The sequence below is a fragment of the Methanomassiliicoccales archaeon genome, assembly GCA_029907465.1.
Taxonomy (GTDB): Archaea; Thermoplasmatota; Thermoplasmata; order Methanomassiliicoccales; family JACIVX01; genus JACIVX01.
In genome coordinates this window covers 25,789-47,230 of the sequence record JARYLV010000013.1, presented here as the reverse complement: position 1 = coordinate 47,230, position 21,442 = coordinate 25,789, and the positions used below count along the sequence as shown (strand labels likewise).

Genomic DNA, 21,442 nt, shown 5'->3' with positions numbered 1-21,442 from the left:
CCGCCAAGCCTTCAACTGCGAATCCCAAACCTCACCACCACGACCAGTATAAGTGCCAACCCTATCCGCACCAAGCCACTGACCAAGAAAATCACGAACAACATCAACAGTATCCGTAAACTTTGAAAAGACGAGCACCTTTCGCCCTTCGCTCCGCAAATCCTGAACAACACGCCGAATCTCGCGCAACTTCGGATCATCAGCAGCTGTCGCCGCCATACTATAGGGAGTCAATCTCTTCTCTAACTCGCGTAGCTTACCCAACTCCTTCTCAACCAAACTACGAGCATGCTCAACGGCAGCCATCATAGCATTCAAAAGCTCCTGCTCATCCACATCCTCACCAGCATCCTCAACCATGTCAGATGCCAACTTCAACAACCGTTCTTCATCACCCTCTAACAAGGCTTCGAGAGCCTCACGTCTGCGCCGAATAGTCTGATAAGCAGATGCGAAACTGCTCACAAAACGCTGATAATATACGGATCTAATCAACCCAAAACCGCCATGCTCCACTTCCTTCAAAAACGCTTTATACTCATCATAGTAGTTTTCCAAATAATCATTCAACTCCGCCAACAAACCAGCATGCTTCTCATCTAAAGCCACATCGACGTTCTCAATTTTCCGCTCAGGGAATTTATAACCCTCTTTCTTCAACCGATCCCGCGTATTGCGAACCATAAACCACGAAGTCGGCATCAATCCTCTCAAAACCCGATCTAGACTTTCATAACCGACATCATCCAATCGTCTCAAGAAATTTTTAAACAGAGCCTCGTCGCCAGAAACCAACAAATCCAAGAGTTCCTTCCCCCCAGCCTTACTGAAACACCACTCTACAACTGCCCGCCTATGTCTATCCTCTAAATAAGTTCGAGCAAACCATGAAACCAAACTGAACAAGTGCAGCCAGTCACGCTCTGTTCTATCACTAGGGCTTCGATTTAGCGCGTCGTAACACCTTTGAAAAGCATCTTCATGCACCCATGGACCACCCAATCCCAAAATTCGTAACAAATCTAACATTTCCAACTCATTTAGCTGCAAAGGAGTCGCAGTTAACAAGAAGACATGCGGCGTCAACGCCGACAAAGCTGTCGCCAACTCATTAAGCCTCGTCGGCCTTGGTGAACCATATTCTGAACGCGTTACACGAGCCGCATGAGCTTCATCGATCAAAACCAAATCAAAAGGTTTTGCCTTCAACAACTCAGGCTCGGAACCACGTCTACCCCGAACATAATGCCATGAAGCCACAATCAAATCGATAACATCAAAAGGATTACCATCAACAGTAAAAGTCTTCCCGTCTGGTGCCAAAAAACCATTGGGCGGGCTGAATAAATACGCAGGCAACCCAAATTTACCGCGAAGCTCGTCCCACCATTGTCTAGTCACATTCTTAGGCGCCAAAACCAAAACCCGTCGCACATAACCAGTCATCCATAACAACTTGATGCACGCACCTGCCTCGATGGTCTTACCAAGTCCAACCTCGTCAGCAAACAAAACACGAAACGGATAGCGTTCACGGGCCAAACTAACCGCGCGTGCTTGATGGGGATACAATCTGACAGGACCCAAACCCATGTGCGCCAAACAACGAACCCTAGGCAAAATTCTCACAAAACGGCAAGCAGGTAACAAACCGTGAGCAACAACTCGCGACCCAGACTCATGCATTTCCAATAGCGCGACAGACTTAGGCTCAAACTTTACAATGGCCCTGTAAACAGCTTCAGGAAGACTGAAAACCTCAAAATCGGGATGCTCGGCATTCCAAATGCGCTCAAAAGACTGCACCAAATCAGCAACTCGCTCTTTATCGCCCTCACGCCACGAATAGAAAACAACAATTCGCTCACCATTTACGGTATAAGCAGGCTCCGTCTCATTTGCACTTCCCTCTGCAGCAATAATGTTTCCCTCCCTGTCCTTGAAAATAAGAATCTTATAATGAAAAATTCCAGTTTGCCCTAAATAAAGATGACGAGGCAGAACAACCTTGACTTCCAAAATACCTCTTGTAAACATCCAAGCAAGAGCTTCCAAACGCCTCTTAATGAGGACGTCCTCAATCTTCTCTAACCCCTCAGCAATCTTCCGCGCAATCTCCTCAACAATCTCCTTCCCAGAACGCAAACCCATTTGATAAGCTTCCCAAAGTTCCTTGGGAACATCGTGTGCCCCCAAAATCAAACGCATCCTCCCGCCATTATTTATTAGACCGGCAACACCGCTCGCTGCATGCACGAGAGATTCAACCGAAAAGTAACCAGTAGCACGATCATAAGCAACCGATTCCTTTAAAACAGGAATGTAAAAACTTCGAGCTATCCTTTCGCCACGTCCTTCAAAACTTAAACCAGTAATCCCAATTTTCTTTAGCGACATATATACCACTTCTGAAGTATGAATGGAAATAAGACGACCATTCCACTTTAAGTTTATCCAAATTTTTAACTTCTACATCAAATATAAAAATTGAAACCATACAAACAATTACCCAGAATAAAAGTACGATGCCTTAAGGGATTACAATATAGTCCGCCAGATAAATAAGTAAAATAATTCCAGTTCATAAGCGATAGTAGCCAACGACCATCCAACACAAACTTACATACCCAACAGTTGTAACAAATGACGTGAATTTCATCGGAAAATGAGAAACAGATTAATTGCCAATCTTATTTATTCTTGATCACTTTTTTCAAAATTCTTTCATAACAGAAAGAAAGTGGTCAAGGTTTGATTTTTTTCAAATTGGATTCTAAGCTGTCACAGCAATCTTCAATATCCTTTTATCAATTTTTGTTCGTCTACGACCTTTAGCATCGAATGTGTATTGGCGATATACCCTGAGGTCTCAAATCCTTATTCCTGCGCCTTGTTACAATTCATTCCATCTTCAGATTTTGAATCGACAAATGAGAAATTTAATTAACATTTGCCGCGCAACCACGATATAAACAACCTCTTTGCCCGCTGAAGACCTCATTGAACCAACCATTCAAAGCGGCAATAAGCTAATCGTGGAGCCGACAGAAGCAGTGTTGTCGAACGTTTTCAAATAGCGCGTAAAGAGATGGATTCATTTTTTTTGTGATTTCTGTTTTTTATTACATCTAAAAGACTTGAAAGAAATCGTATAGAATTTTCACCATTCACTAAGACATTCCCCCTCCCCTAAGAAGGGCCGCCGCGTCGCCGAGAAGGTCGCGGAGATAGAGGTGATATTGAGGGAAGGATTCGAGAATTAGTGATCCTTCGCATTCAGACGCAGGATCGAGAATAATCTAAATATCTCGCAAATTCGATTTAATAACCATGCCGTATTGTCCGAAGTGTGGGAAGGAAGTGGGAGAGAACTCGCTCTATTGTTCCAGCTGCGGTTCGCCGCTCGCAGGGACAGGAGCGAAAAAATCGTGCCTGCCTGCGGCGGGTGGGATCGTCTGTATAATTGCATCGTGCGTATGTCTGTTCGCTGGTCTTGTCGGATTTTTCTTGCCCCCTGCTGAGGGATTCCAGGGAGGAGATGCGTCACTGGTCGTCAAATTGAGCGTCATCATTTTGGGCTGGGTCGGGTTCGCTGTCGGGATCATCGGCGGGATATCATCGATCAGACGAAGGCACTACAAACTCGCGGTAATCGGGAGCCTGCTGGTTCTAGTTGAAGGCTTTCTCTCGATCCTCGCACCTGCCCTCAGGATCTATACGATCATGTTCTTCGTGTTTTTTGCAATGCCCTTGATCATATTGTCGATCATAGCCCTGATCCTGATCGCCATATCGAAGGGGGAATTCACCTGATTGATGCGCTGGCTAAAGGCAACATCGCTGGGTCGTTCTGACTATGTGGAAAATTGCGGAGATAGAGGAGATACTGAGGGAGGAGTAGTTAAATGAGCGAATTTGCCGGCTTCGATGGAGTGGTTGCGGCCATTCTCTCAGCTGTACTTGCGTCGGTGCTAACGGCTGTGGCGATTCATCTTTTGGAACTCCGGAGGGACAAGCAGCAAAGAAGGTTGAAGATTTTGGGCTGGCTCAGGTGGCTCGAGTTTTATCTTGATGAGGTGGAGAGCAAAAAATTAGACGCCAATTTGCTCACGGACAAGCTACCCTGGTGGGCGGACCATGCCATGCAGAGCTGCGGCGACTCGCTCGGTCTCTTGTCGGAAAAACAACGTGAGGAATTCATCGGGCTGCTCAAGGGCACATTCGAGCAAAGCGGTATGATTAGTCCTGAAACAGCGGGGCCAATACTCGATAAAGCGAGTAAGTTGTTGCAAGACCTGGAGAAAAAAAAATGGAAAAATAAGAAAGATAATATCAAAGGTCCGGAGACGGAAGAAATAAGTGAGACAAGACCAATAGCAGACCAGCGGTGCGGAAAATGAAGAGGTCTCAGTGGGGAGACGCAGATGGTTAAGCTCAAGGCCGAGGAGATCAAACCGGACGAGGAGCTCGCCTACCGCATGGTCAGGATTTCAGGATGGGACAGCCCGATTACAACACCTATCAAGGCAACACTGCCGGGAGCTGGTCGCGGGCTGATAAATGAGATGTACCGGCGATTTAAACTCGATACGCTGAAAAGAATAACGAATGACTCGAGCTGGGAAAGAAAGTGCCTACTAGATATGAAGTCCCAGAGGCGCTCAGAAGCCGACATGATCAATTTTTCGGTCGTCGAGTGCGCGGGAGATTACAAGAATATTCCTGATCTGGAAATGGAAGCACTTGCCGACATTCAATACTGCGCAGCCGATGTACTAGTATCGCCCATATGGGGCGGACCTGTGAAATCTCTGACTGGAAGCAGACTCGCAGAAGCCCTCGTTGACCTAAATCAGCGGTGGGTCGAAGCCGTCGAAATGCGGAACCACAAGACGCTCGTGGGCCTCATACCGCACAAGGCAACGAGGCAGATGCTTGGCAGGATTATCGATTCATTCATTGAGTGCGGTGTAGAGTTCTTTGCGGTGGACTTCAGGAACAGTTTCCCGGACAACAACGAGACCAAGTTGAGGGCCGTCCTCAGGAAGCTGAAGCAGGAAGATATGCTCGAGAGCACGTTTATTTATGCGGTCAATGCCCGTGCCGGCACTTTTGCAAAAAAAGTCGATGCCGTCCCTGCGAAGGATTTTGTGTCTTTTGGCTTCGGAATCGATGTCCTGGGGTGTAACCATATCTCAGTCTGGCGATCTGAGAAAGGCGGTAAGACCAGGGGAGAAGACGAGGTCTCGGAACGGACAAAAAGGAAGGTGCAAAAGTTCTCTCGGGACACATACGGATACCACCGCATAGGCGTGGACGATGCAGCGAAAATGATTGGCGTTAGCACGGACAATGTCTTTGAATCGATAAAAAATTACAACATCGGGGAACAGATTGCTGAAACATCCGTCCTGAGGAAGGAGCTTTCCGAGAGCAAAACCCTCAGACCGTACCTGAGCAGAAAAACCATGTTAGGCCAGCAACTAATCAGATCTCTAAGAAGTTTCAAGAAGAAACTGACCTGAAGTGCCTAGTCTGGCGTATCTTCGAATTTCCTCAGCCAGTCCTCCGAGTACCTGAACGTAGAAGTCCTGACGTCCCCCGCTATTTTGCTGAGGATCTCTGAGTCTATGCCCTCTTTCTTCACAACTTGTTTTACCAGCGAGAGTGTCCAAATGTACGGCACATTGGGTATCGGCCCCCCGTAGAGTCTTTCCAATTCTTGGTCTTTTCTGAATGTGGGAAGCGTCTTTCTGAATCTTTTGTCGTCTGTTACGATGAACGCCTTCCTGCCTTTTGATACCAATTCCAAAAGAGTGACAAGGTATGTCGACAGCTCTCCTATGCCGATATTGGGATACCTGGCGATGACGTGATTGAGCATGGGCTTGAAACGGAAGTCTGAAGGAGCCAGCACTTTGACACATGATGGCAACTTGTCGAAAGGAGGCAATATTTCATCGCGGACTGCAGAAGAAATGGCGAGCCTATATCGGGACGAGCAGAGGTCGAAGATATCGACGCAACGGATTTCCTTCAGGCCGAGGATCATTCCTGATGTATCAAGGACCTTGACAGTCAATCCTGATGCCCCGCTTTTTCAAATAGTCCGCGAATGAAACGCTGTTCATTCCAGCTATTCTCGCAGCTTGAGAGAAGGAGACCTTGGACTTCCTTAAAATAGACGCCGCTAGCTCTTTTCTCTTTGGCCTTAGCCGGTCCCACCGCGTCGATTCCGAAATATAATCTGGGTAGAGCGCATAGACAAAGACGAGAAGTTCATCTTCAGTAAGATCGGGGAGGATGTCTTTGAACTCCTCAATCACGTTTCTGAGCTCTCTGGGCAGCGTCAATGAAGAAAACGTCCTCCCCCCCGTCTGCGTGAGCTTGTACCCGCCTTTGCGCTTTTCCACCAGTTCATCGGTGATGAGGTCTTCCAGTATCTGACTGACCTTAAAAGAATACGGCCCCATCAGGTGCGGTTCAAACCGCAGCTCATCTTTTAACTCAGGGAACACATTCGAGACAAGAAACAACAACTTCTGGAGATACAGCTCGCTGCGGAGAGGTCTGTTAAGTGCACCGATGCAATAAAGTACCACCTGCTCCTCCAGTTCCAGCTCCTCCCCTCGCATTTCACCGACCCCTCATCTTTCAATTCTTTATCGGGATCCAAAGACTTCAGGTTTTCCGTCCTTTTTTAATTTCGCGCGTCGTCGTATCATTTCGATATGAAGTCAGTTGAGTGGCAATCTAAATAGGAAAGGATAAAGTCACCAATGACAACCTCGAGATAACTGAGGCGTTGGTATCGGACGTCCTTCCGCATGATTCTTATACCGCAGTTCCAAGGTAGGTAAGCCTGGCACCTCATTCTATTAGTCGACGTTGAAAAATTTTTATACACCTAGGAATGTAGAATTTCCGCGGAGGATCTCGATTTAGGGGTGATCCTTCTTGGCGAAGAAAGGCGACAAGTACAAGTGCAAGGAGTGCGGGATCGTCGTGGTCGTGGACGAGGAGTGCGGGTGCACCGCGTGCGACCTGATCTGCTGCGGGATCCCGATGGAGCCGGTGAAGTCCAAGTCAAAGAAATAGAGTCCCTTCAGCGCTCCCTCGGGCCCGCTTTTTTTCTTTGAGTCACGCTTTTTTCACACGTTCACTTCGGGAGTTCGGTCCCTTCTTTTCATATTCCGACCTCCCTTAGGAAATCCATCAGATTCATGCACGGAATGTTTAGCTTTCGAGCGATATCAGGTATTCTATTCCCGACGTTAGGGTTGTTGTGATCCGTCATCTTTTCGTCAGTTACAATGGTCGCATTTCCATGACACACGCTGAGTGCTATTATCCACGGGTCCGCCCATTCGCTGTTTTTGTTCAATTCGCGCTTCCAATAATGCGGGTCATAGGACTGCCGGACCTGTTGGAAGACTTCTAGCTGGCATTCGTCTACGTCCTTAAACATCCTCTTATTCTTCTCACACCAATCCTTTGCCTGGTCGTCCTTCCGTGAAATCTCTTTGTACACGCTCGTGTGTGAAATGAGTATACCGCTGTTTGTCATGCCCTTGATCTTCTTCCAGAGGTTCGGAAAGAGGTCTTCTGGGTAGGGCTCATAAGGCAAACCGCTGTGTCTGAAGAGGTTTATCAGGGCGCATGAGTCAATAATGTAGATTTTCTCAATGGTCTTCTGTATATGCGGCTTCCCCATCCCCATCACTCGGCAAGAAGCTGTTCAGCGTACTTCATTTTCAGGTCTAGAATGCGTGCGGCCTCGTAGAGACTGACCTTGTCCTCTACAATCGCCCTCCTCATCTCGGAGACCGCGAGCCCTCCTGCCCTGTTGAAGAATGTCCTTGTCCAGTCTCGGCCACCCTTTCCTCTTGTCTTCCTCTCTACTTCACCTTCATCCTCCATCTTTTTCGTAAGCTCTTCGTACTTAGCCCTGCCGATCAAACCGAGACGCTTAAGGCGGATTGCGATCACCTGCCTGCTCACGCCGTATTCCCTGGCCAGCCTTCTGACGGACTCTTCGTTTACCTCCTCTCGCAATTGCCTCAGCTCGTGAGCCGGCACGAGGAGCTCAGCAGCGAACCTGTTGCAGAACACTTCCTGCTTATCTTTTTCCTCGATGTCTATGGAACAGATACTGGGGGTCTTCCTGAGGATATGGCAAACTTCGTGGGCGATTGAAAAGAGTTTTGCCTGCGGTGCCTCGTTCTCGTTGAGCACAATAACGGAGATGTCCGAAGCCACGCAGAAAGCCCTGACATCCCCATTGTTCATCGGGAACTCGATGATCAAAAGTCCCATCTTCTCTTCGAAGGACTTCTTATAGTAATCGAGTATCTTCACCGGCGTGAGTCGTCCGGCTTGGCCCAAAGATGAGGGCGGCCTTATATCCAGTTCTTTCCTCAACCAACCAGCAAGGTCCTCCGGCTCGTAATTCAGGGGGATTTCCGGGATGCTACTCTTCTTCCCAGTAAGCTCCATCAGCTTTTCCGCGAGGTAAACCGCCCTCCTCTTTGCGAGGTAGACTTCGGGGGGGAGCTTGCCGTCCCTCTTGGTCCTGAAGTCTGAGAGTTCTGGTAGAGGATTGATGGTTTCGGAGAAAAAAGCAGCGAGCGGACGCTTGTATATGTCCGCGAGCTTCTTTATCTGCCTCAGGGTAAAATGCCCTTTCCCATCCTCTACGGCCCTGACCCTCTCTAGGGAAGTATTGAGTTTTCTCGCGACTTCCTCCTCAGAATATCCGGATGACTCCCGGAGCGCCCTTAAGACTGAGGGGGACACAATAACTTCTTCGATCGAAGATCTCAGCGACTTCTTGACCTCGCCCATCTTGCCTCTCCTCCAGCCCCCAATCTTTATCGTTTTTTCATTTCTGATCGAAGAATTCTATTGACAGCGGCGGTAATAAAACCTTGTTTCAGACATCGCATGTTGGGTAGTCGCCATCGGAAATTCTAGAATATATTAAGAGTCGCGTTTGTTGGCATTTCAAATTAGAAAGAGAAACGACAATGATATCATCTATTGACGCCTCCAGCATGGGCATTTCTTCATGCTCCTGACGATCCCAATTTCCACGCGTATCTCCGCGTTATTGCTGGCCTTAACGGCCCCGAGGCACTCCGACATGCTCCGCAGCACGGGGCATCCTTCGCAATCTTCTCTCCTAAATCGAACGTGTACTGCTCTACAAGCGCTTCCAAGAACTTCTCCAGTCGTATATTCCTTTCGAACTTCACTTTGACCTCCTCCGTTGGGTCTTGTGGAACACGCCCATGAATTAAAAATTAAGCGGCGGGAGAGGGGGCGAAAGTGGTGGTGATCCGCACACATTGGTTCTACCGCGCAGAGAGGAAGGCATCAAAGATATTAAGGGAAATTGAAAAAACTGGTTTATGACTTCTTCAAGATCCTAAAGAAAAGGGCATGCCCAAAGGATTCTACGCCTTTCTATAGCTTTTTCTGTTTTAAAATTTTAGTGTGAAGCTGTGTTTTCCGTTTTTATTGAGGTACTCCCGGAATTGGATATTTCACTTGTTGCACGCAAAGGGTTGAACCATGAATTGATCGTATTTCCACATCTTATTCGGTTCTCTTATTTCATCGTTACAGTTAGGACATCTAGGCATATAATTCACAACTTATCATAAATCTCTTGGATACTAATAACAACTATTTTTGATTGTGGCTACGATTGTATTCTGCATATTTGAATTATAATTGAAAAGAAACTATCGTCAGTTTCTAATGCGCTTTTCCAGCTCAGGACTCATTGGAATTCATCCACTCGCCATCAGACATATTTGCAGATGTTTGACGACTTTAAAGAAATCGATGAAGCAAACTCCCGCGGCGGGCTTTCAGATGACGTCAGAGTCTTCAACATTTTTCAGCGTAAACAATTCTTCTAAGACTACGATAATTGATTTTCCAGATTTGAACGACACTTTACTTAGTCTAACCTCTGGAATGCACGTGGAACAGACCTGTTGAAATTGCGGGTTTGTTGCTTACCAATAGCCGATTATCTCATTCCTTATGTTTTCTCTGATCAAGAAATCAAATAGCGTCTTTTGGCGTGACGATGAGAACCTCCACCTATTTTCATACTTAAACTTCTAAGCCACAATAAATAAGAAATATGCTGACTCATCTAACCTATTGATTGACAACAAAGGGGAAAGAAATGAATACAATGGTTCAAGAGGCTTGTAGCGAGAGGGAGGTTTACGGGTTTATCCGAGAACTTGAAGAGCGCGTTCTTTATATGAAACAGGGCGATTATTCTTGGGGCGGTGAGGATGATGGAGAGAAAGCAAAGAATAATCTTTATGGTTTGGCGTTATTAACTTTCCTTAACGACTCCCTAGATGAGAACTACCTTGTACACCTTGATGACTTTTTGCATGAGGCGGAAAAACGATTTGTCTCAGATAGGGAATATCTCCTCCCTTTCATTTTAGGGCAGTTCGTCAGATACAAACATTACTTCCGACAGAAGAAAGCCATAAGTAAGGTGCTCCATGAAGTTCTGCAACGCGCCGAAGAAGAAATGCAATCAAAGCGTTGGCAGTTTTCAACCGAATACTTATTCAGCATGTCGTACTTTTTCAGCCTAATTGGAGATGATGTCCGAACCGAGTTCAAGGAAACTATAGGAAAAGCCCAAGACCTTGCAGAGAAGCTCTCGAAGCTCTACAACAGGGAAATCATTGATGATGAGACCAAGACCAAACTACTGTACATTCTCGCATCATTCTCGAAAACTAAAGAGCAACTGAAAAAGATCCATGAGGGGTTTAAGGAGGACGTGGAAGGCCTCAGAAAAAGGGTCAATAATATGGATCAAAGCGCCCTCCTCGTGAAACCTTATACGCTGCTCGGGATCCAATGTTATAGGACAATCATCTCCGACCTGAAAAGATACTTCCGAGAAAATCCAATAGGTGTTATGGAACGCGACATCCGTGAATCACTCACTCGTTATTCCACTTTTGGCGGGCTTGATAATATTAATAAAAATGGACTCCATCTCTCCATTGAACAAATCGAAGATGATGTATATGAAATATCAATGAGACTTTCTGGTGATAAACTCCACACTCTTCTAAGGCAAGTGCCACAGGTTTCATTTGTTTGCAAGATCACGTTAGCCCTGTGTAGCGCTGGATTCTGTTATGTATACACCATTCCAGGCCACGAAAGAGACGAGTACTATCAATTCAAAGCAAGCCGGAAAGAAGACAAATATCGCAGCGTGAAAAAAGAAGGCCTGGAAGATGTTCTTGAGAGGGCATCAAATTGCGAGTACTTAGTATTGGTCGCAAGAAGTCTCTTATTATTTTTTGTCGTTCCTGTCATAATTATTGCGCTATCTTGGATAACGGGGTTAATAGCCTATTCTCCAGTTTGGATTATAGCTTATTCTATTATTATAGAAATCATTTATCTTATTAAGAAAACGCCAGAATACTCACTGATTAATTTGATTGGCTTGTTGTGCAAGAAAAAAGATATTAAGAAGAAAATACGTAAAAATCTTGAAAGCTCATTGGGTCTGGGGGAATAGTGGAGGATGTATTGGAGTAATCTTTTCCAGTCTACGGAAACTGATTATTCTCGGTTTTCTTGCTTTAAGAAGACGTTGCGTGTCTCTGAGAAGGAGGCATGGAAAGCCCTAGAGGGATATAGAACGGGTTCTCCGTATTTCGTCATTGGGAATGAGATATACTTTACAGATAGCTATCTTTCGCAGGCGGAGTTCTTCAGGGAAATGACGACGGGGGAGGTCAAACTTGCTGAAATTTCAAATACAACAGAAAATGGTGCAAGGATCATTGGGAGGATGCTTTACCAGGCCATTGATGCGTACCTATCTAGCAGGAATTTCGAGAACATTGGTGGGAGGGCTTATGAGAGTATCTACATCATTTCCGATGATCCCGCATATGCTATGAAAAAACAAGGAGGTGGCGAGGGGACATATGTAGCTTATCGAGGAATTGGGCCGAAGGTCTATGCTGCACCAGCTCCTGGGGTTGTCAAAATACTGTTTGAAACACGATCAAAGTTTAAGATATATGTACCTCTGCATGCTTGGTCAAAGTGGATCAACCATCCTGTCGTAGTAAATAGAAAAAACAAGTCCTATCGGGGGTTGACAATTTTGAAAAGCGTTAGCGAGGAATACGGAATCATCGAAAGCCCCGATGGGAAATTTAGGGACAAGATTCCCTTGAAAGAACTTTACGTCCCGGCGAGGCCTGCTACTCTGAAGAAGCGCGGTGTTTACGAGGACATGCTGCGTTTTGCTCAGTTTAGAGATAACGAGGAGGATATAGACAGTTCGTTCAAATTTCTCGAGAGGAATTTCCACCGTATATTGAATAATGACTCCTTCAGCATCACACTGGATGGTGGGGGCAAAAAACTGCTATCGTTTCGAAGGGTTAATTTTGCCAGCAGGGGGGTTGACTATAATACCCGATGAGGAGTTTCTCGCACGTTTAGATCCGCCTTTGCTGCTATTCGATGCTGAAAAGACTGGCACCGATCCAGTTCTATCTTTCGCCGTGCACAATTGTTCGCCTTTCAAGAGACCGAATCTCTGCGAGCCCCCAAAGATCAGTGTTCTGATTCCCAAAGGCTGTAAAGGACGCAAAGGAATTGCCAAGATTTTGACTGATATAAATGAGGGGGTGCCAGGAGTTATTTTTGATCGATCGAAATATCCTGGATTCGCAAATTTTTGCAGACTCAATTTGGAAATAGAAGAACCAGGCAGTTATACTGAATACATCGATTTGAATGATGTACGTAAGAAAATAGATGAAGTATCTCAGTCGAGACACAAGGAATCTCATGTCCTCTTGATAGTATCCAGCAGTGATCTTAAGGAAGATGCGTTTTCCGATGAATCAGATTATGATGATTTAGATCTGGATAGTTTTAATTATTATGATATCAAGATTCATTCTATTTCAAAACGCGTCCAAACACAAATGATTCGAGAGAATACCATTTTCAATTACCCAAAAAATGACAACAATTGGAAGGGCGAATTCCTTTGGAACTTGTCTCTTGGCATATTCTCAAAACTCGGAGGCATTCCCTGGAAATTAAAAAACCTACTCAGCGGTGTATCGGCCTTTATCGGATTAAACACAGTCTCATCTTCCTGCTCGAGCGTCGTCGAGAGAAAGGGAGTTGTAGCCCTCGAAATCATCAATAATTGGGGTGAACCAATAACCAGGCTCTTGAACCGTGAGGCAAGAGTTGAAAAGGAAAAAGAAGAGAGGGCTATAGCCATAGACCCCAGCGAAGTTAGCTCAATGTTCGAGAGCGCTCTGCATACGATCGAGAAATCGGTTGGAGACTTCAGATATACGAAAGAAAATGATTTTGTGATAGTTCATGTAAAAGATAGGTATGCGAAAAAAGTCTATGAAGAGATAGCAGAGACTATAGCCTCTCGCGGTTTCAAGAGATTTAAGATTATTCACATCCAGGAATATGGCGGTTTAAGGCTATATGATCCGAATGAGAAGCCAAACTATGCCTGGCCACAAGAAGGAAGCTATTGGTACTTGGAAAAAGGAAAGATAGCGTTTCTCTATACCATCGGTACATGGAGGTACTCATTCCAAAGTGGAAAAAAACCATACGTGATCGGGGCCCGCGATCTCTCTCCCCTCCAAGTGAATTTTGTAAAAGGAAGCGAAGGCTCAGAGCTGACGAAAGACGACCTCTGGCACATTTATTGCTTGACCAGGATGCACTACTATACAATAGATCTCCCGAGAATAAAATTACCATCAACGATCAGACTCGGGCAAAGGGCAGCCAAACTAGCAGCTCGAGGGCTTGAAAAAAATGATTTTGACGTGTCATTTCTCTATTAACTAACATATCACGTCAAACGTAGCTTCAGTTTAGATTATTTTTACTTTCGATATCACTAATGAGCATATACAATCATCAAGATACACAAAGCATTGATTAAAACGTCATCAGCGATTTTTCCCTTTTTTTATCTCGATGATTATCATCCGTAATTCCGTTTCTTCTTACCGACAAATCTATTTCAGTACTCCCTGCTGGCACCAAGTGTTCTAATAGCCAATATAAAAAAAGGAAGGAGGAGGACTCCAAAAAAATTCGAAGCTAGCCTACCACCTGGATACTGTAACTCAACTCACAATCGACCTCACTTGATATCCCGTCCTCACTGCCATCGTTCGACCAGTCCCCTGAAAAGGGCGCGTCGACAGTTTGTACAACCCAGAATTCCACCGACGCGGAAGGGTTGTAGTCCATCATCTGGGGTTCACCGACATCCGATTCGTACACCTTTATCACAAAACTAATCGACGTCGCGTTGTCGGGTATGTCAAAGACCGCATAGAAGGGGTTGTCGAGGTACTCGGCGTCTTGGAAGACCGCACTCTGGTCGTAATCATAGTAGTAGTATGAGTCGGCTGGGTAATAGACGTAAATTGCGAAATAGGGGTCAGAAGCTGAGAACAGGTCAGCGCTCTCGTCTCCCTGATACGAGGTAATGCTTACCTTGATCTTGCCATTCCCGTAATCATAAAAATCCTGGCTATCGGCGATCCCGTCTCCGTCATTGTCGTGAATTGAGGGTAAAAGTGATGTCGCTGGGTCGAAGATCACAAAGTATACTACGATGGTTATGGCTGTAAAAAAGGCCAAGACCATCACAGCAATCTTGAACTTCCTCTTCTTCGATTGTTTATCAACTCCTGGGCCTGCTTCCTCCGTAATCTTCCCACCACGGTACAATTGAGAGCCAATATTCTATTTATAAATTGCCTTATCACACAGCTTTAGAAAAAGAAGGGAAGATGGGGGGCATAAGACAAAGTCGGAGTGGGTAACATGCCTGATGTCTCATGTCAAGAGATCGCCAGAGACTATGTCTTGACCTTCACTTTCTTCCCATCCCTCCACTCATAGAGCTCCTCGCCTTTTCCCACCTCCGGCACCGCCTTTTTCCCCTCTGGCGAGTACACGTGCACGTTCATGACTGGCTGTCCCTTTTTCATGATCGTGTAGTACTGGTCGATCGCTTCCATTGGTCCCTCAGTAATTTTCAGGTGTGCTATGCGGCTCTTCGCGAAGTTCTCGTCGACGGACTTCAGTGCCCTCCTCCCCTTCAGGGCCTTTTCCATGAGATGCGGGTTGTCCTCGATCTTCACTTTCCCCTCAGGGCTCCTCACGACGGGCTGCCTCGTGAATAGCCCCCTGTCCTTGTGTCTCACCAATTCCCTTTCTTTTATGTGTGCGAAATAGCCGATCGAGTCAGGTGCGTACGGTTTCTGTCACGGCGCCGCATCCGATTCCCCACAACGATTCAGAAAATACGGGAAATAGTCAGACGGATACGCGCGGAAGGGGGTAACTAGCTAAAGTAGAGTAAGCATGCAAAAGACGAAAAAGAGAAAAGATTGGCGCAAAGAAGAGTTCGTACGCCAAGCCATGCGCTAGTGATTTGAATCCATAGAGGTCGGTCATATTTGTTGTGAATGGCAATGTAAGGCTGAAATTCTGTGCCTCAATAATATTTGTAGCATAATGCTACGTATTAAACCAGGAGACACGAAAGCGTGTCGCATATTGATAATATCATTCTCCAACTCATTATAATCACGGGAAGAGGATTCATAAGCGTTTCATTTTTGGCATAATTGGTGGAGTTAAACCACTTAGGTGTAAACTTCAAACGCAAACAGCAAAGCCAACATTAAAAACCGACATTGTTTCGACTCACTTATTGAGTTCTGTTATTTCTTGTCTTCAGTTTAATATGAAGAACTCAACACCTTGATAACCTTTTTATTCTTAATTCACCTAGATGATGGATGGAGTAAAAAAAAATGTCATTAGAAATTGGTAAAATATTGGGCGGGGTGGGCGCATTACTGATGTTTATTGGGGTTTTTCCATACATCAATTACTTTGGCATAATCGAGTTTGTCGGTCTAGTACTTGTCATGGTTGCCCTATATAATTTGGCTAGCCATTACAAAGAAGAGGGCATTTTTAACAATGCACTCTACGGATTGATAACGGGGATAGTTGGCGTTGTAATTTCAATAGTGCTTATTATTATCGTGGTTCTAAATTCGCTAACTGATTTCCTATATGCACTCTTTCCAGACTGGAATGGTGACTGGACAACTCTTTCAGGTTTAACCCCTGATCCATCGAATTTATCTTTGGATCAAATCATGCCTTTCCTTGCGGGAATTTTCGCAGTGTTCATTGTCATCTGGGTGTTTTCAATAATTTCAGCATTCTTTGTCAGGCGCTCGCTTAGAACACTTTCAATAAAATCAGGCGTCGGCTTATTCTCAACCGCTGGGTTACTACTTCTAATAGGCGCAGTGTTAATCATTCTGTTTGGCATAGGATTAATTCTAATCTGGATTTCAGCACTATTGCTTGCCATCGCTTTCTTCAAGATAAGACCCCAACAGGTATAACTTATGACATCAGCTGCGATACCAACCTAAGTGAAAAGCTGATGTCAATGGCCTTCCCCCTCTTCACATTATAAAATGATATTCTTCTTGCGATTTCTATTTCCCCTCCGTTTGCCTTCCTTATTCTCGCCACCGCTTCTCCACCTGAAGATTCGAAGCTCACTCCTTAATTTCACCTCCATTTTCCCCACATTGATTGACGCTGATATGAGTGATATCATCCGCTTTGTCAACAAATTCTACCTTAAGCCTTCTTTTCGGGTCGATGATATGTTTTGGTTCTCCTAAAATTTCAAATCTGATGAGAGCTGACTTATACCAATGGATTCCCGGGTTCTCCTTCACGGGGAATTTTAACTTTGCGACAAATGTTTCATAATTCACATCACCGTATTTCATTGGATACCGTGAAAAACCTCTTAATATATCGGTAATCACGCAATTTCCATTCGCAAGCAATTTTTCAATCTTGAGCCATTTTTCATGAGATGCCTCGGCAACCGTTAGACCGAAATAGCCAACACCATTCGCTTTAAGACAACTCACTCCCCTTCCAATGAATGCTTTCAAACCACTGATCGTTTCGAGAGGCTCAGAAGAGAAGACATCAAATTTGTGAATAAGATCGTCCGGTAAAGGCTCCGCGACATTGTACTTGCGGAACTCGATATCAAATCCGTGCTCTTTGTTCACCTGGCTAAGATAATTACCGATCCGCTCGTCGATATCAAGTACGCAGATCTTCGAGGGCATGTACGTCAGAGAAAGGGCAACGCTTAGAAGGTCATCATCACCAACAAGGAGGATATCTTTGTCATAGAGATCGTTATAATAGTGCATGAAAGCTACCCTCGATATCACATCAATCTCATCCATATATCCCTGGAAGTAGTCAAAAGTCGGTTGAGGCCTCGTTTTAGTGATCTCCTTGAATTCTTCGAAGATTTCTTTGAATCTACCAGCCAGTAAGAATCTCCTCCCAAAACATTCCCCACATTTGACGGATTTTAATGTTGCGATATTAGGATCGAGAGTATTCTTCCCTCTTTCAGTAAGAGCAAATCCTTCTTCATCCACAAAAATTAAGCCAGCATCGTGAAGTCGCCTTAGTCCGCAAATCAATTCTCTTAAATTGAAATCAAAAGCATCAAGCAGTTCCCAAATGGACTTCTTCGATTCCGAAAGAATCTTCAAAATCTGCGCATCCACCTTTTGCATAGGGAACCCTCCTGATGATCTTTTTCTTCACAAACCTTGGTCTGAATTCTTCAACGATCAAACGAAATGCTTTCAACGCTGGCTCATCAGGGCCGCAAGTAAAAATGTCAAGAGCGATATACCCATACTCGGGCCATGTATGCAAGCTCAAATGAGACTCACTCAATAGATATACAGCGGAGACGCCATATTTTTCGAATTGATGATAATGGGAGGAAATGCAGTTCAATCCAGATTTAGAAATAACTCTATTCAAGATCGGGCGGACAATCTCGACGCGAGAGATCTTTCGAGCGTCGACGCCGAGCAATTCGGCGATAACGTGAATGCCCATATATCGAACACCCCCGTCATCGTCGAATTCTTTCGGAAATGCCCTGTTCCAGAAGTAATTGATTGAATAATAGATAGAGCATTTTTTAAAGAGAGAGGAATCATATATAAGATTTTTGTCAAGTCGGGACTCTACGACTTCTTTTTTTACCAAAGGGCTAGTCGGTTAACGGCAGAGAGCTCAATTTGAGTTTTCACTGTAGAAGATCAATCAGCCAATACCCCTCTTTGAAAACTTTCTCTCCAAGTCTATAACGAATAGGAAATCGGAAAAGAGGACCGTCAAAAACAAATGTATGATACTCGCCCATCTCACCACAGGGCGTTATCTTTGTTGCTGATCTATAAACATTGATCGCTTCAATTTGATTTAAAAATTCCAAACCAATAATTTTTCCCAGCCATTCCTCATTGAGGAATTTTGAATTCAGGGCAACGACAACCGCTTTGAAACCCTCAGCTATAAAGTCTTTGAGGATACGCGCCTGATCGAGATTCCAAAGAGGGAAATATGATCGGACACCAGCTTTCTTGCATACGCTTTCGCACCACTGCCTGTTCTGTTCTATATCAATATCGCCGAAAACAATCCCATCAACGCCTAAAGATTTGAGTTCGAAAAGAGCTTCGAGGAAATGCTTCTCGTAGTCATTACCAGCTACTTCTTTCTGAAGAAGCTCGACACCAATCGATCTTGCCTGCTCTTCAATCAATGATGCCCTCACGCCGTGAAAAGCGACTCTTCCACTTTCCTTTCGATAAGTGTTCAATAAGTATTTGATCTCGTATCCGGCACATGCCATTTTCCAAAAAGCGAAACAACCATCCTTCCCACCGCTCCAAGAACAGGCGAGCATATGCGGTGTTAGAAATTGATCGAATAAAACTCTTTTTCTCACGTTTTCTCAGATCTCATGTTGAGAAATGAAAAAAGATCTAAGATAAATACAGACACAAACGCGTCCCAGTCTATTCCTCCGTTTGTTCTTATGAGTCTGTTCAAACATGCCATTGAAAAGGCTCTCGCACGGCGATAGACCATTATCATGGCATCTCTTCCCTTTGATCTCCAACAATCAGAAAGTTGACTATTCCGTGACATTCACAAGATGTGGCCACGCAAAAAGAATCACCAGATTTGAGAGACGATAGATGTTTTAGTAGACTCTCAATATCAGAGATCGTAAGTGCACCTAATCCACCGAAATTCCGTGTTACCAAAACCATAAAACTGCTGGTCACCTCTGAGAGAGACCTCGAAATGAACTCGTACATCGAGATTTCCCTTTTCAATCCAGTTTTTGGACATATCAATGGGTATTCGCACATCTCATCGCATTGTTCATGAAAAGACATGTAACTCAATGAGAGAACTGCACTTTTCTCGTCCGCTTGTGAGCAGAGATTGTCAGGCAATCTCTTGACCACATTAGCCATTAGACCCGGATTTGGCAAAACCTCGTATCCATTTCTGACAAGGAATTCCAAAGCCAGTTTCGCGGCAAAATGTCCTCTAATTGCGGGAATGACAAAATCTGGAGGCTTGTTAAGACGGATCAGCTCTAAAAGGATACCTGAAGCATCTCCAACAAGGAATTGAATTTTGCCAAGAGAATAAAGATCAAGATCATGAATTTGATCGAGGATGAAGTCCGCTCTTCCCGCGCAAGGGCATTTAAGGTCTCGATCGACGACCAATACTGTACCATAAGATTTGCCGATCTCTGCAGCTCTTAATCCAAACGGCCCGCCCCCTGCACACAGGATGAAAAGCGGATCTGATCTTTTGCCGATCAGCTCGTTGTCGAGAGTCTTTTCAGAATCTTTCATGAATCAACCATTCATTTCTCATTAGAAATATTGATTTGGATGCGGAGCGGATTACAATTCTATAAACAATGTTATCACTCTCTAACGAATTCCCATTAAAAGTCTGTCGATCAACCCATCCTAACTGAATTTGGTTTGGACAAGGATTCAAGACTTCATTCAAGATATTCCACGCAGATTTTTCCTTTTGAAAGTGCGAGATTCTTCGATAACATTCCCGCCTCGAGCCATGCGGCATTGACGACTGCAGCCGGTGTCAAGCAAGTCGAGCTCATCTTTGCTTTCTTGAAGCACTCCCAGATTCGACTGTTTGGCTTATCTGAAATATCTGTCAGTGTCAATTTTCCAAGCAGACCAATGAATTCCTTCACATTGTCGCAATCTGTCTCTGCCTCGATTTCAAAGTCTCCGTCTTCATTTTGCGTGACTTTGATAATCGTCGTTTTGCCGCACACACTCATGTTGACCTTCACTTTTGACGTCATTGATTTCACCAATCCGAAACCGAGTTGATCGCTCCTTAATATTTCGCCCATACACGAATTTTCAAAAAAGTTGAAATAGCTCAGGGCTATTTAATACTGATGACAAATCGATTCTGAAAAAAAGAATCTCTGTGAATCCCTGATAAGGATGGTTAGATCCAATGGGTAGTTTCAAATGGGCGCTTGTCGAAACGCTGCCATGTATCGCGGACAGCAGGAAAATCAGAGCGATCTACAGAATCGAAGGCGATATCCAATCCCTTTTACCATACCTCGCAAGCGATCGACTTGGTTCTAGTTATAATGAGGGGGCCAATGTCTTATCATATAAATCAAAGGAAAGAATCATCTCAATCGATGGGGAGGGCAATGTAGGGATAACTCAGCTAACTGATCTAGATGAAGCGGAACGGGTCATTAAAGAAGTTGTTGACTGGATAGAGGATGTGAAAGAGAGGAAAAACGAAATCGACCCAGAGGAATATAAGAAACGGAAAAAGGTCGGGATAATCGATCTTCTCAGACTTCTGCCGAGGAGTAACTGCGGCAAATGCGGTTTCCCGACGTGCATGGCGTTTGCGGTGGAGATTCTCGAAGGCCGAGCCCAAATAGAAAGCTGTCAACCGTTATCCCAAGAAAACTACAGATCAACGAGGGAGAAGATTGATTCTCTGCTAATCCAGGCAGGGCTGAAAAGGGATAAGAGATGACAGTTGTTGAATTTGTTATGAGAAAACTCTGTTCTGGAATTGAAGAATTTGAGGCAACACCAAAAGAGAGACTAGAGATTAATCTCGAGAACCTTGAATCGAAACTCAAGAATGTTGGTGTTCAGGAAATTACGCGCCTCGGATGTTTTTTGCTCGTTCTATTTGAAGATACTGGAACTGTTTGCCATATTTATCCAAATGGTAAGATCCTAATCAAAGCGAATATGAAAGACGATGCTGAAAAAGTTTGCAAATTGATCTATGAGTTAGTCGACGGGCAACCTCGCAGTCTGAGCAACACCTCATCCGATTGAAATCACCAGAAAATGCATTGCTGAAAGAATCC

Annotated in this window: 24 protein-coding genes; 10 read left to right on the top strand and 14 right to left on the bottom strand. The window is 44.7% G+C overall.

What is annotated here, in order from left to right:
- The coding region (locus QHH00_06035; protein ID MDH7508942.1) for an SNF2-related protein at window positions 1–2,397 on the bottom strand (2,397 nt) is incomplete at its 3' end.
- Window positions 2,398–3,330: 933 nt separating this feature from the next.
- Between QHH00_06035 and QHH00_06030 the strand changes: the two genes are divergently transcribed.
- The 3 genes from QHH00_06030 (at window position 3,331) to QHH00_06020 (ending at window position 5,525) form a co-directional block, all read left to right on the top strand.
- On the top strand, window positions 3,331–3,813 hold the full coding sequence (locus tag QHH00_06030; GenBank protein MDH7508941.1) for a zinc-ribbon domain-containing protein: 483 nt from the start codon (window positions 3,331–3,333) through the stop codon (window positions 3,811–3,813).
- A gap of 92 nt (window positions 3,814–3,905) precedes the next feature.
- Window positions 3,906–4,400 (top strand): hypothetical protein, encoded by a 495-nt coding sequence (locus tag QHH00_06025; protein ID MDH7508940.1) that lies wholly within the window; start codon window positions 3,906–3,908, stop codon window positions 4,398–4,400.
- A 24-nt stretch (window positions 4,401–4,424) separates the two neighbouring features.
- Entirely contained in the window at window positions 4,425–5,525 is a 1,101-nt protein-coding gene (locus QHH00_06020; GenBank protein ID MDH7508939.1) for a hypothetical protein, read from the top strand.
- Window positions 5,526–5,530: 5 nt separating this feature from the next.
- Here QHH00_06020 and QHH00_06015 read toward each other — a convergent pair whose 3' ends face one another.
- Window positions 5,531–6,082 carry a hypothetical protein gene (locus QHH00_06015; GenBank protein MDH7508938.1) on the bottom strand — a complete coding sequence of 184 codons (552 nt, stop codon included), beginning with the start codon at window positions 6,080–6,082 and terminating at the stop codon, window positions 5,531–5,533.
- Window positions 6,063–6,635 carry a UPF0175 family protein gene (locus QHH00_06010; protein ID MDH7508937.1) on the bottom strand — a complete coding sequence of 191 codons (573 nt, stop codon included), beginning with the start codon at window positions 6,633–6,635 and terminating at the stop codon, window positions 6,063–6,065. The genes QHH00_06015 and QHH00_06010 overlap by 20 nt, the downstream gene beginning before the upstream one ends.
- A 322-nt stretch (window positions 6,636–6,957) precedes the next feature.
- Here QHH00_06010 and QHH00_06005 point away from each other — a divergent pair, with 322 nt between their 5' ends.
- Window positions 6,958–7,098: a hypothetical protein gene (locus QHH00_06005; protein MDH7508936.1), complete on the top strand. Its 141-nt coding sequence runs from the start codon at window positions 6,958–6,960 to the stop codon at window positions 7,096–7,098.
- An 88-nt stretch (window positions 7,099–7,186) separates the two neighbouring features.
- Here QHH00_06005 and QHH00_06000 read toward each other — a convergent pair whose 3' ends face one another.
- The 3 genes from QHH00_06000 to QHH00_05990 form a co-directional block, all read right to left on the bottom strand.
- A complete protein-coding gene (locus QHH00_06000) occupies window positions 7,187–7,714 on the bottom strand; it encodes a DUF4411 family protein (GenBank protein ID MDH7508935.1) in 528 nt (175 codons plus the stop codon).
- A gap of 5 nt (window positions 7,715–7,719) precedes the next feature.
- Window positions 7,720–8,844 carry an XRE family transcriptional regulator gene (locus QHH00_05995; protein ID MDH7508934.1) on the bottom strand — a complete coding sequence of 375 codons (1,125 nt, stop codon included), beginning with the start codon at window positions 8,842–8,844 and terminating at the stop codon, window positions 7,720–7,722.
- 221 nt (window positions 8,845–9,065) lie between these two features.
- Window positions 9,066–9,254 (bottom strand): hypothetical protein, encoded by a 189-nt coding sequence (locus QHH00_05990; GenBank protein MDH7508933.1) that lies wholly within the window; start codon window positions 9,252–9,254, stop codon window positions 9,066–9,068.
- A gap of 947 nt (window positions 9,255–10,201) precedes the next feature.
- Here QHH00_05990 and QHH00_05985 point away from each other — a divergent pair.
- The 3 genes from QHH00_05985 to QHH00_05975 all read left to right on the top strand — a co-directional run bounded on the left by QHH00_05985 (window position 10,202) and on the right by QHH00_05975 (window position 13,916).
- Window positions 10,202–11,584, top strand: coding sequence for a hypothetical protein (locus QHH00_05985; GenBank protein MDH7508932.1), 1,383 nt, complete (start codon window positions 10,202–10,204; stop codon window positions 11,582–11,584).
- Window positions 11,585–11,659: 75 nt separating this feature from the next.
- Window positions 11,660–12,505 (top strand): hypothetical protein, encoded by an 846-nt coding sequence (locus QHH00_05980; protein MDH7508931.1) that lies wholly within the window; start codon window positions 11,660–11,662, stop codon window positions 12,503–12,505.
- A 271-nt stretch (window positions 12,506–12,776) separates the two neighbouring features.
- Window positions 12,777–13,916: a hypothetical protein gene (locus QHH00_05975; GenBank protein ID MDH7508930.1), complete on the top strand. Its 1,140-nt coding sequence runs from the start codon at window positions 12,777–12,779 to the stop codon at window positions 13,914–13,916.
- A gap of 262 nt (window positions 13,917–14,178) precedes the next feature.
- On the opposite strand, the gene QHH00_05970 is transcribed toward QHH00_05975, so the two are convergent.
- Window positions 14,179–14,817: a hypothetical protein gene (locus tag QHH00_05970; GenBank protein MDH7508929.1), complete on the bottom strand. Its 639-nt coding sequence runs from the start codon at window positions 14,815–14,817 to the stop codon at window positions 14,179–14,181.
- Between the two features lie 131 nt (window positions 14,818–14,948).
- Window positions 14,949–15,296, bottom strand: a complete 348-nt coding sequence (locus tag QHH00_05965) for a hypothetical protein (protein ID MDH7508928.1) — start codon at window positions 15,294–15,296, stop codon at window positions 14,949–14,951.
- Between the two features lie 615 nt (window positions 15,297–15,911).
- Between QHH00_05965 and QHH00_05960 the strand changes: the two genes are divergently transcribed.
- Window positions 15,912–16,520 (top strand): DUF996 domain-containing protein, encoded by a 609-nt coding sequence (locus tag QHH00_05960; GenBank protein ID MDH7508927.1) that lies wholly within the window; start codon window positions 15,912–15,914, stop codon window positions 16,518–16,520.
- A gap of 1 nt (window position 16,521) precedes the next feature.
- Here the strand turns inward: QHH00_05960 and QHH00_05955 are convergent, their stop codons facing one another.
- The 6 genes from QHH00_05955 to QHH00_05930 all read right to left on the bottom strand — a co-directional run bounded on the left by QHH00_05955 (window position 16,522) and on the right by QHH00_05930 (window position 20,386).
- Window positions 16,522–16,683, bottom strand: a complete 162-nt coding sequence (locus QHH00_05955) for a hypothetical protein (GenBank protein MDH7508926.1) — start codon at window positions 16,681–16,683, stop codon at window positions 16,522–16,524.
- Window positions 16,680–17,738 carry a bis-aminopropyl spermidine synthase family protein gene (locus tag QHH00_05950; GenBank protein MDH7508925.1) on the bottom strand — a complete coding sequence of 353 codons (1,059 nt, stop codon included), beginning with the start codon at window positions 17,736–17,738 and terminating at the stop codon, window positions 16,680–16,682. The genes QHH00_05955 and QHH00_05950 overlap by 4 nt, the downstream gene beginning before the upstream one ends.
- On the bottom strand, window positions 17,668–18,072 hold the full coding sequence (gene speD, locus QHH00_05945) for an adenosylmethionine decarboxylase (protein ID MDH7508924.1): 405 nt from the start codon (window positions 18,070–18,072) through the stop codon (window positions 17,668–17,670). Before speD ends, QHH00_05950 begins: the two co-directional genes overlap by 71 nt.
- 193 nt (window positions 18,073–18,265) lie before the next feature.
- Window positions 18,266–18,928: a diphthine--ammonia ligase gene (locus QHH00_05940; protein ID MDH7508923.1), complete on the bottom strand. Its 663-nt coding sequence runs from the start codon at window positions 18,926–18,928 to the stop codon at window positions 18,266–18,268.
- A 187-nt stretch (window positions 18,929–19,115) separates the two neighbouring features.
- Complete coding sequence (locus QHH00_05935; GenBank protein MDH7508922.1) at window positions 19,116–19,901, bottom strand: hypothetical protein; 786 nt, start codon at window positions 19,899–19,901, stop codon at window positions 19,116–19,118.
- A gap of 155 nt (window positions 19,902–20,056) precedes the next feature.
- Window positions 20,057–20,386 (bottom strand): hypothetical protein, encoded by a 330-nt coding sequence (locus tag QHH00_05930; protein MDH7508921.1) that lies wholly within the window; start codon window positions 20,384–20,386, stop codon window positions 20,057–20,059.
- 161 nt (window positions 20,387–20,547) lie between these two features.
- Here QHH00_05930 and QHH00_05925 point away from each other — a divergent pair, with 161 nt between their 5' ends.
- A complete protein-coding gene (locus QHH00_05925) occupies window positions 20,548–21,096 on the top strand; it encodes a (Fe-S)-binding protein (GenBank protein ID MDH7508920.1) in 549 nt (182 codons plus the stop codon).
- Complete coding sequence (locus QHH00_05920; protein MDH7508919.1) at window positions 21,093–21,410, top strand: hypothetical protein; 318 nt, start codon at window positions 21,093–21,095, stop codon at window positions 21,408–21,410. Before QHH00_05925 ends, QHH00_05920 begins: the two co-directional genes overlap by 4 nt.
- The last annotated feature ends 32 nt before the right edge of the window (window positions 21,411–21,442 follow it).

Coding starts and splice junctions, on each gene's coding strand:
- QHH00_06030 (MDH7508941.1), top strand. CDS start 3,331: ATGCCGTATTGTCCGAAGTGTGGGAAGGAAGTGGGAGAGAACTCGCTC.
- QHH00_06025 (MDH7508940.1), top strand. CDS start 3,906: ATGAGCGAATTTGCCGGCTTCGATGGAGTGGTTGCGGCCATTCTCTCA.
- QHH00_06020 (MDH7508939.1), top strand. CDS start 4,425: ATGGTTAAGCTCAAGGCCGAGGAGATCAAACCGGACGAGGAGCTCGCC.
- QHH00_06010 (MDH7508937.1), bottom strand. CDS start 6,635: ATGCGAGGGGAGGAGCTGGAACTGGAGGAGCAGGTGGTACTTTATTGC.
- QHH00_06000 (MDH7508935.1), bottom strand. CDS start 7,714: ATGGGGAAGCCGCATATACAGAAGACCATTGAGAAAATCTACATTATT.
- QHH00_05995 (MDH7508934.1), bottom strand. CDS start 8,844: ATGGGCGAGGTCAAGAAGTCGCTGAGATCTTCGATCGAAGAAGTTATT.
- QHH00_05985 (MDH7508932.1), top strand. CDS start 10,202: ATGAATACAATGGTTCAAGAGGCTTGTAGCGAGAGGGAGGTTTACGGG.
- QHH00_05960 (MDH7508927.1), top strand. CDS start 15,912: ATGTCATTAGAAATTGGTAAAATATTGGGCGGGGTGGGCGCATTACTG.
- QHH00_05950 (MDH7508925.1), bottom strand. CDS start 17,738: ATGCAAAAGGTGGATGCGCAGATTTTGAAGATTCTTTCGGAATCGAAG.
- speD (MDH7508924.1), bottom strand. CDS start 18,072: ATGGGCATTCACGTTATCGCCGAATTGCTCGGCGTCGACGCTCGAAAG.
- QHH00_05940 (MDH7508923.1), bottom strand. CDS start 18,928: ATGCTCGCCTGTTCTTGGAGCGGTGGGAAGGATGGTTGTTTCGCTTTT.
- QHH00_05935 (MDH7508922.1), bottom strand. CDS start 19,901: ATGAAAGATTCTGAAAAGACTCTCGACAACGAGCTGATCGGCAAAAGA.
- QHH00_05930 (MDH7508921.1), bottom strand. CDS start 20,386: ATGACGTCAAAAGTGAAGGTCAACATGAGTGTGTGCGGCAAAACGACG.
- QHH00_05925 (MDH7508920.1), top strand. CDS start 20,548: ATGGGTAGTTTCAAATGGGCGCTTGTCGAAACGCTGCCATGTATCGCG.
- QHH00_05920 (MDH7508919.1), top strand. CDS start 21,093: ATGACAGTTGTTGAATTTGTTATGAGAAAACTCTGTTCTGGAATTGAA.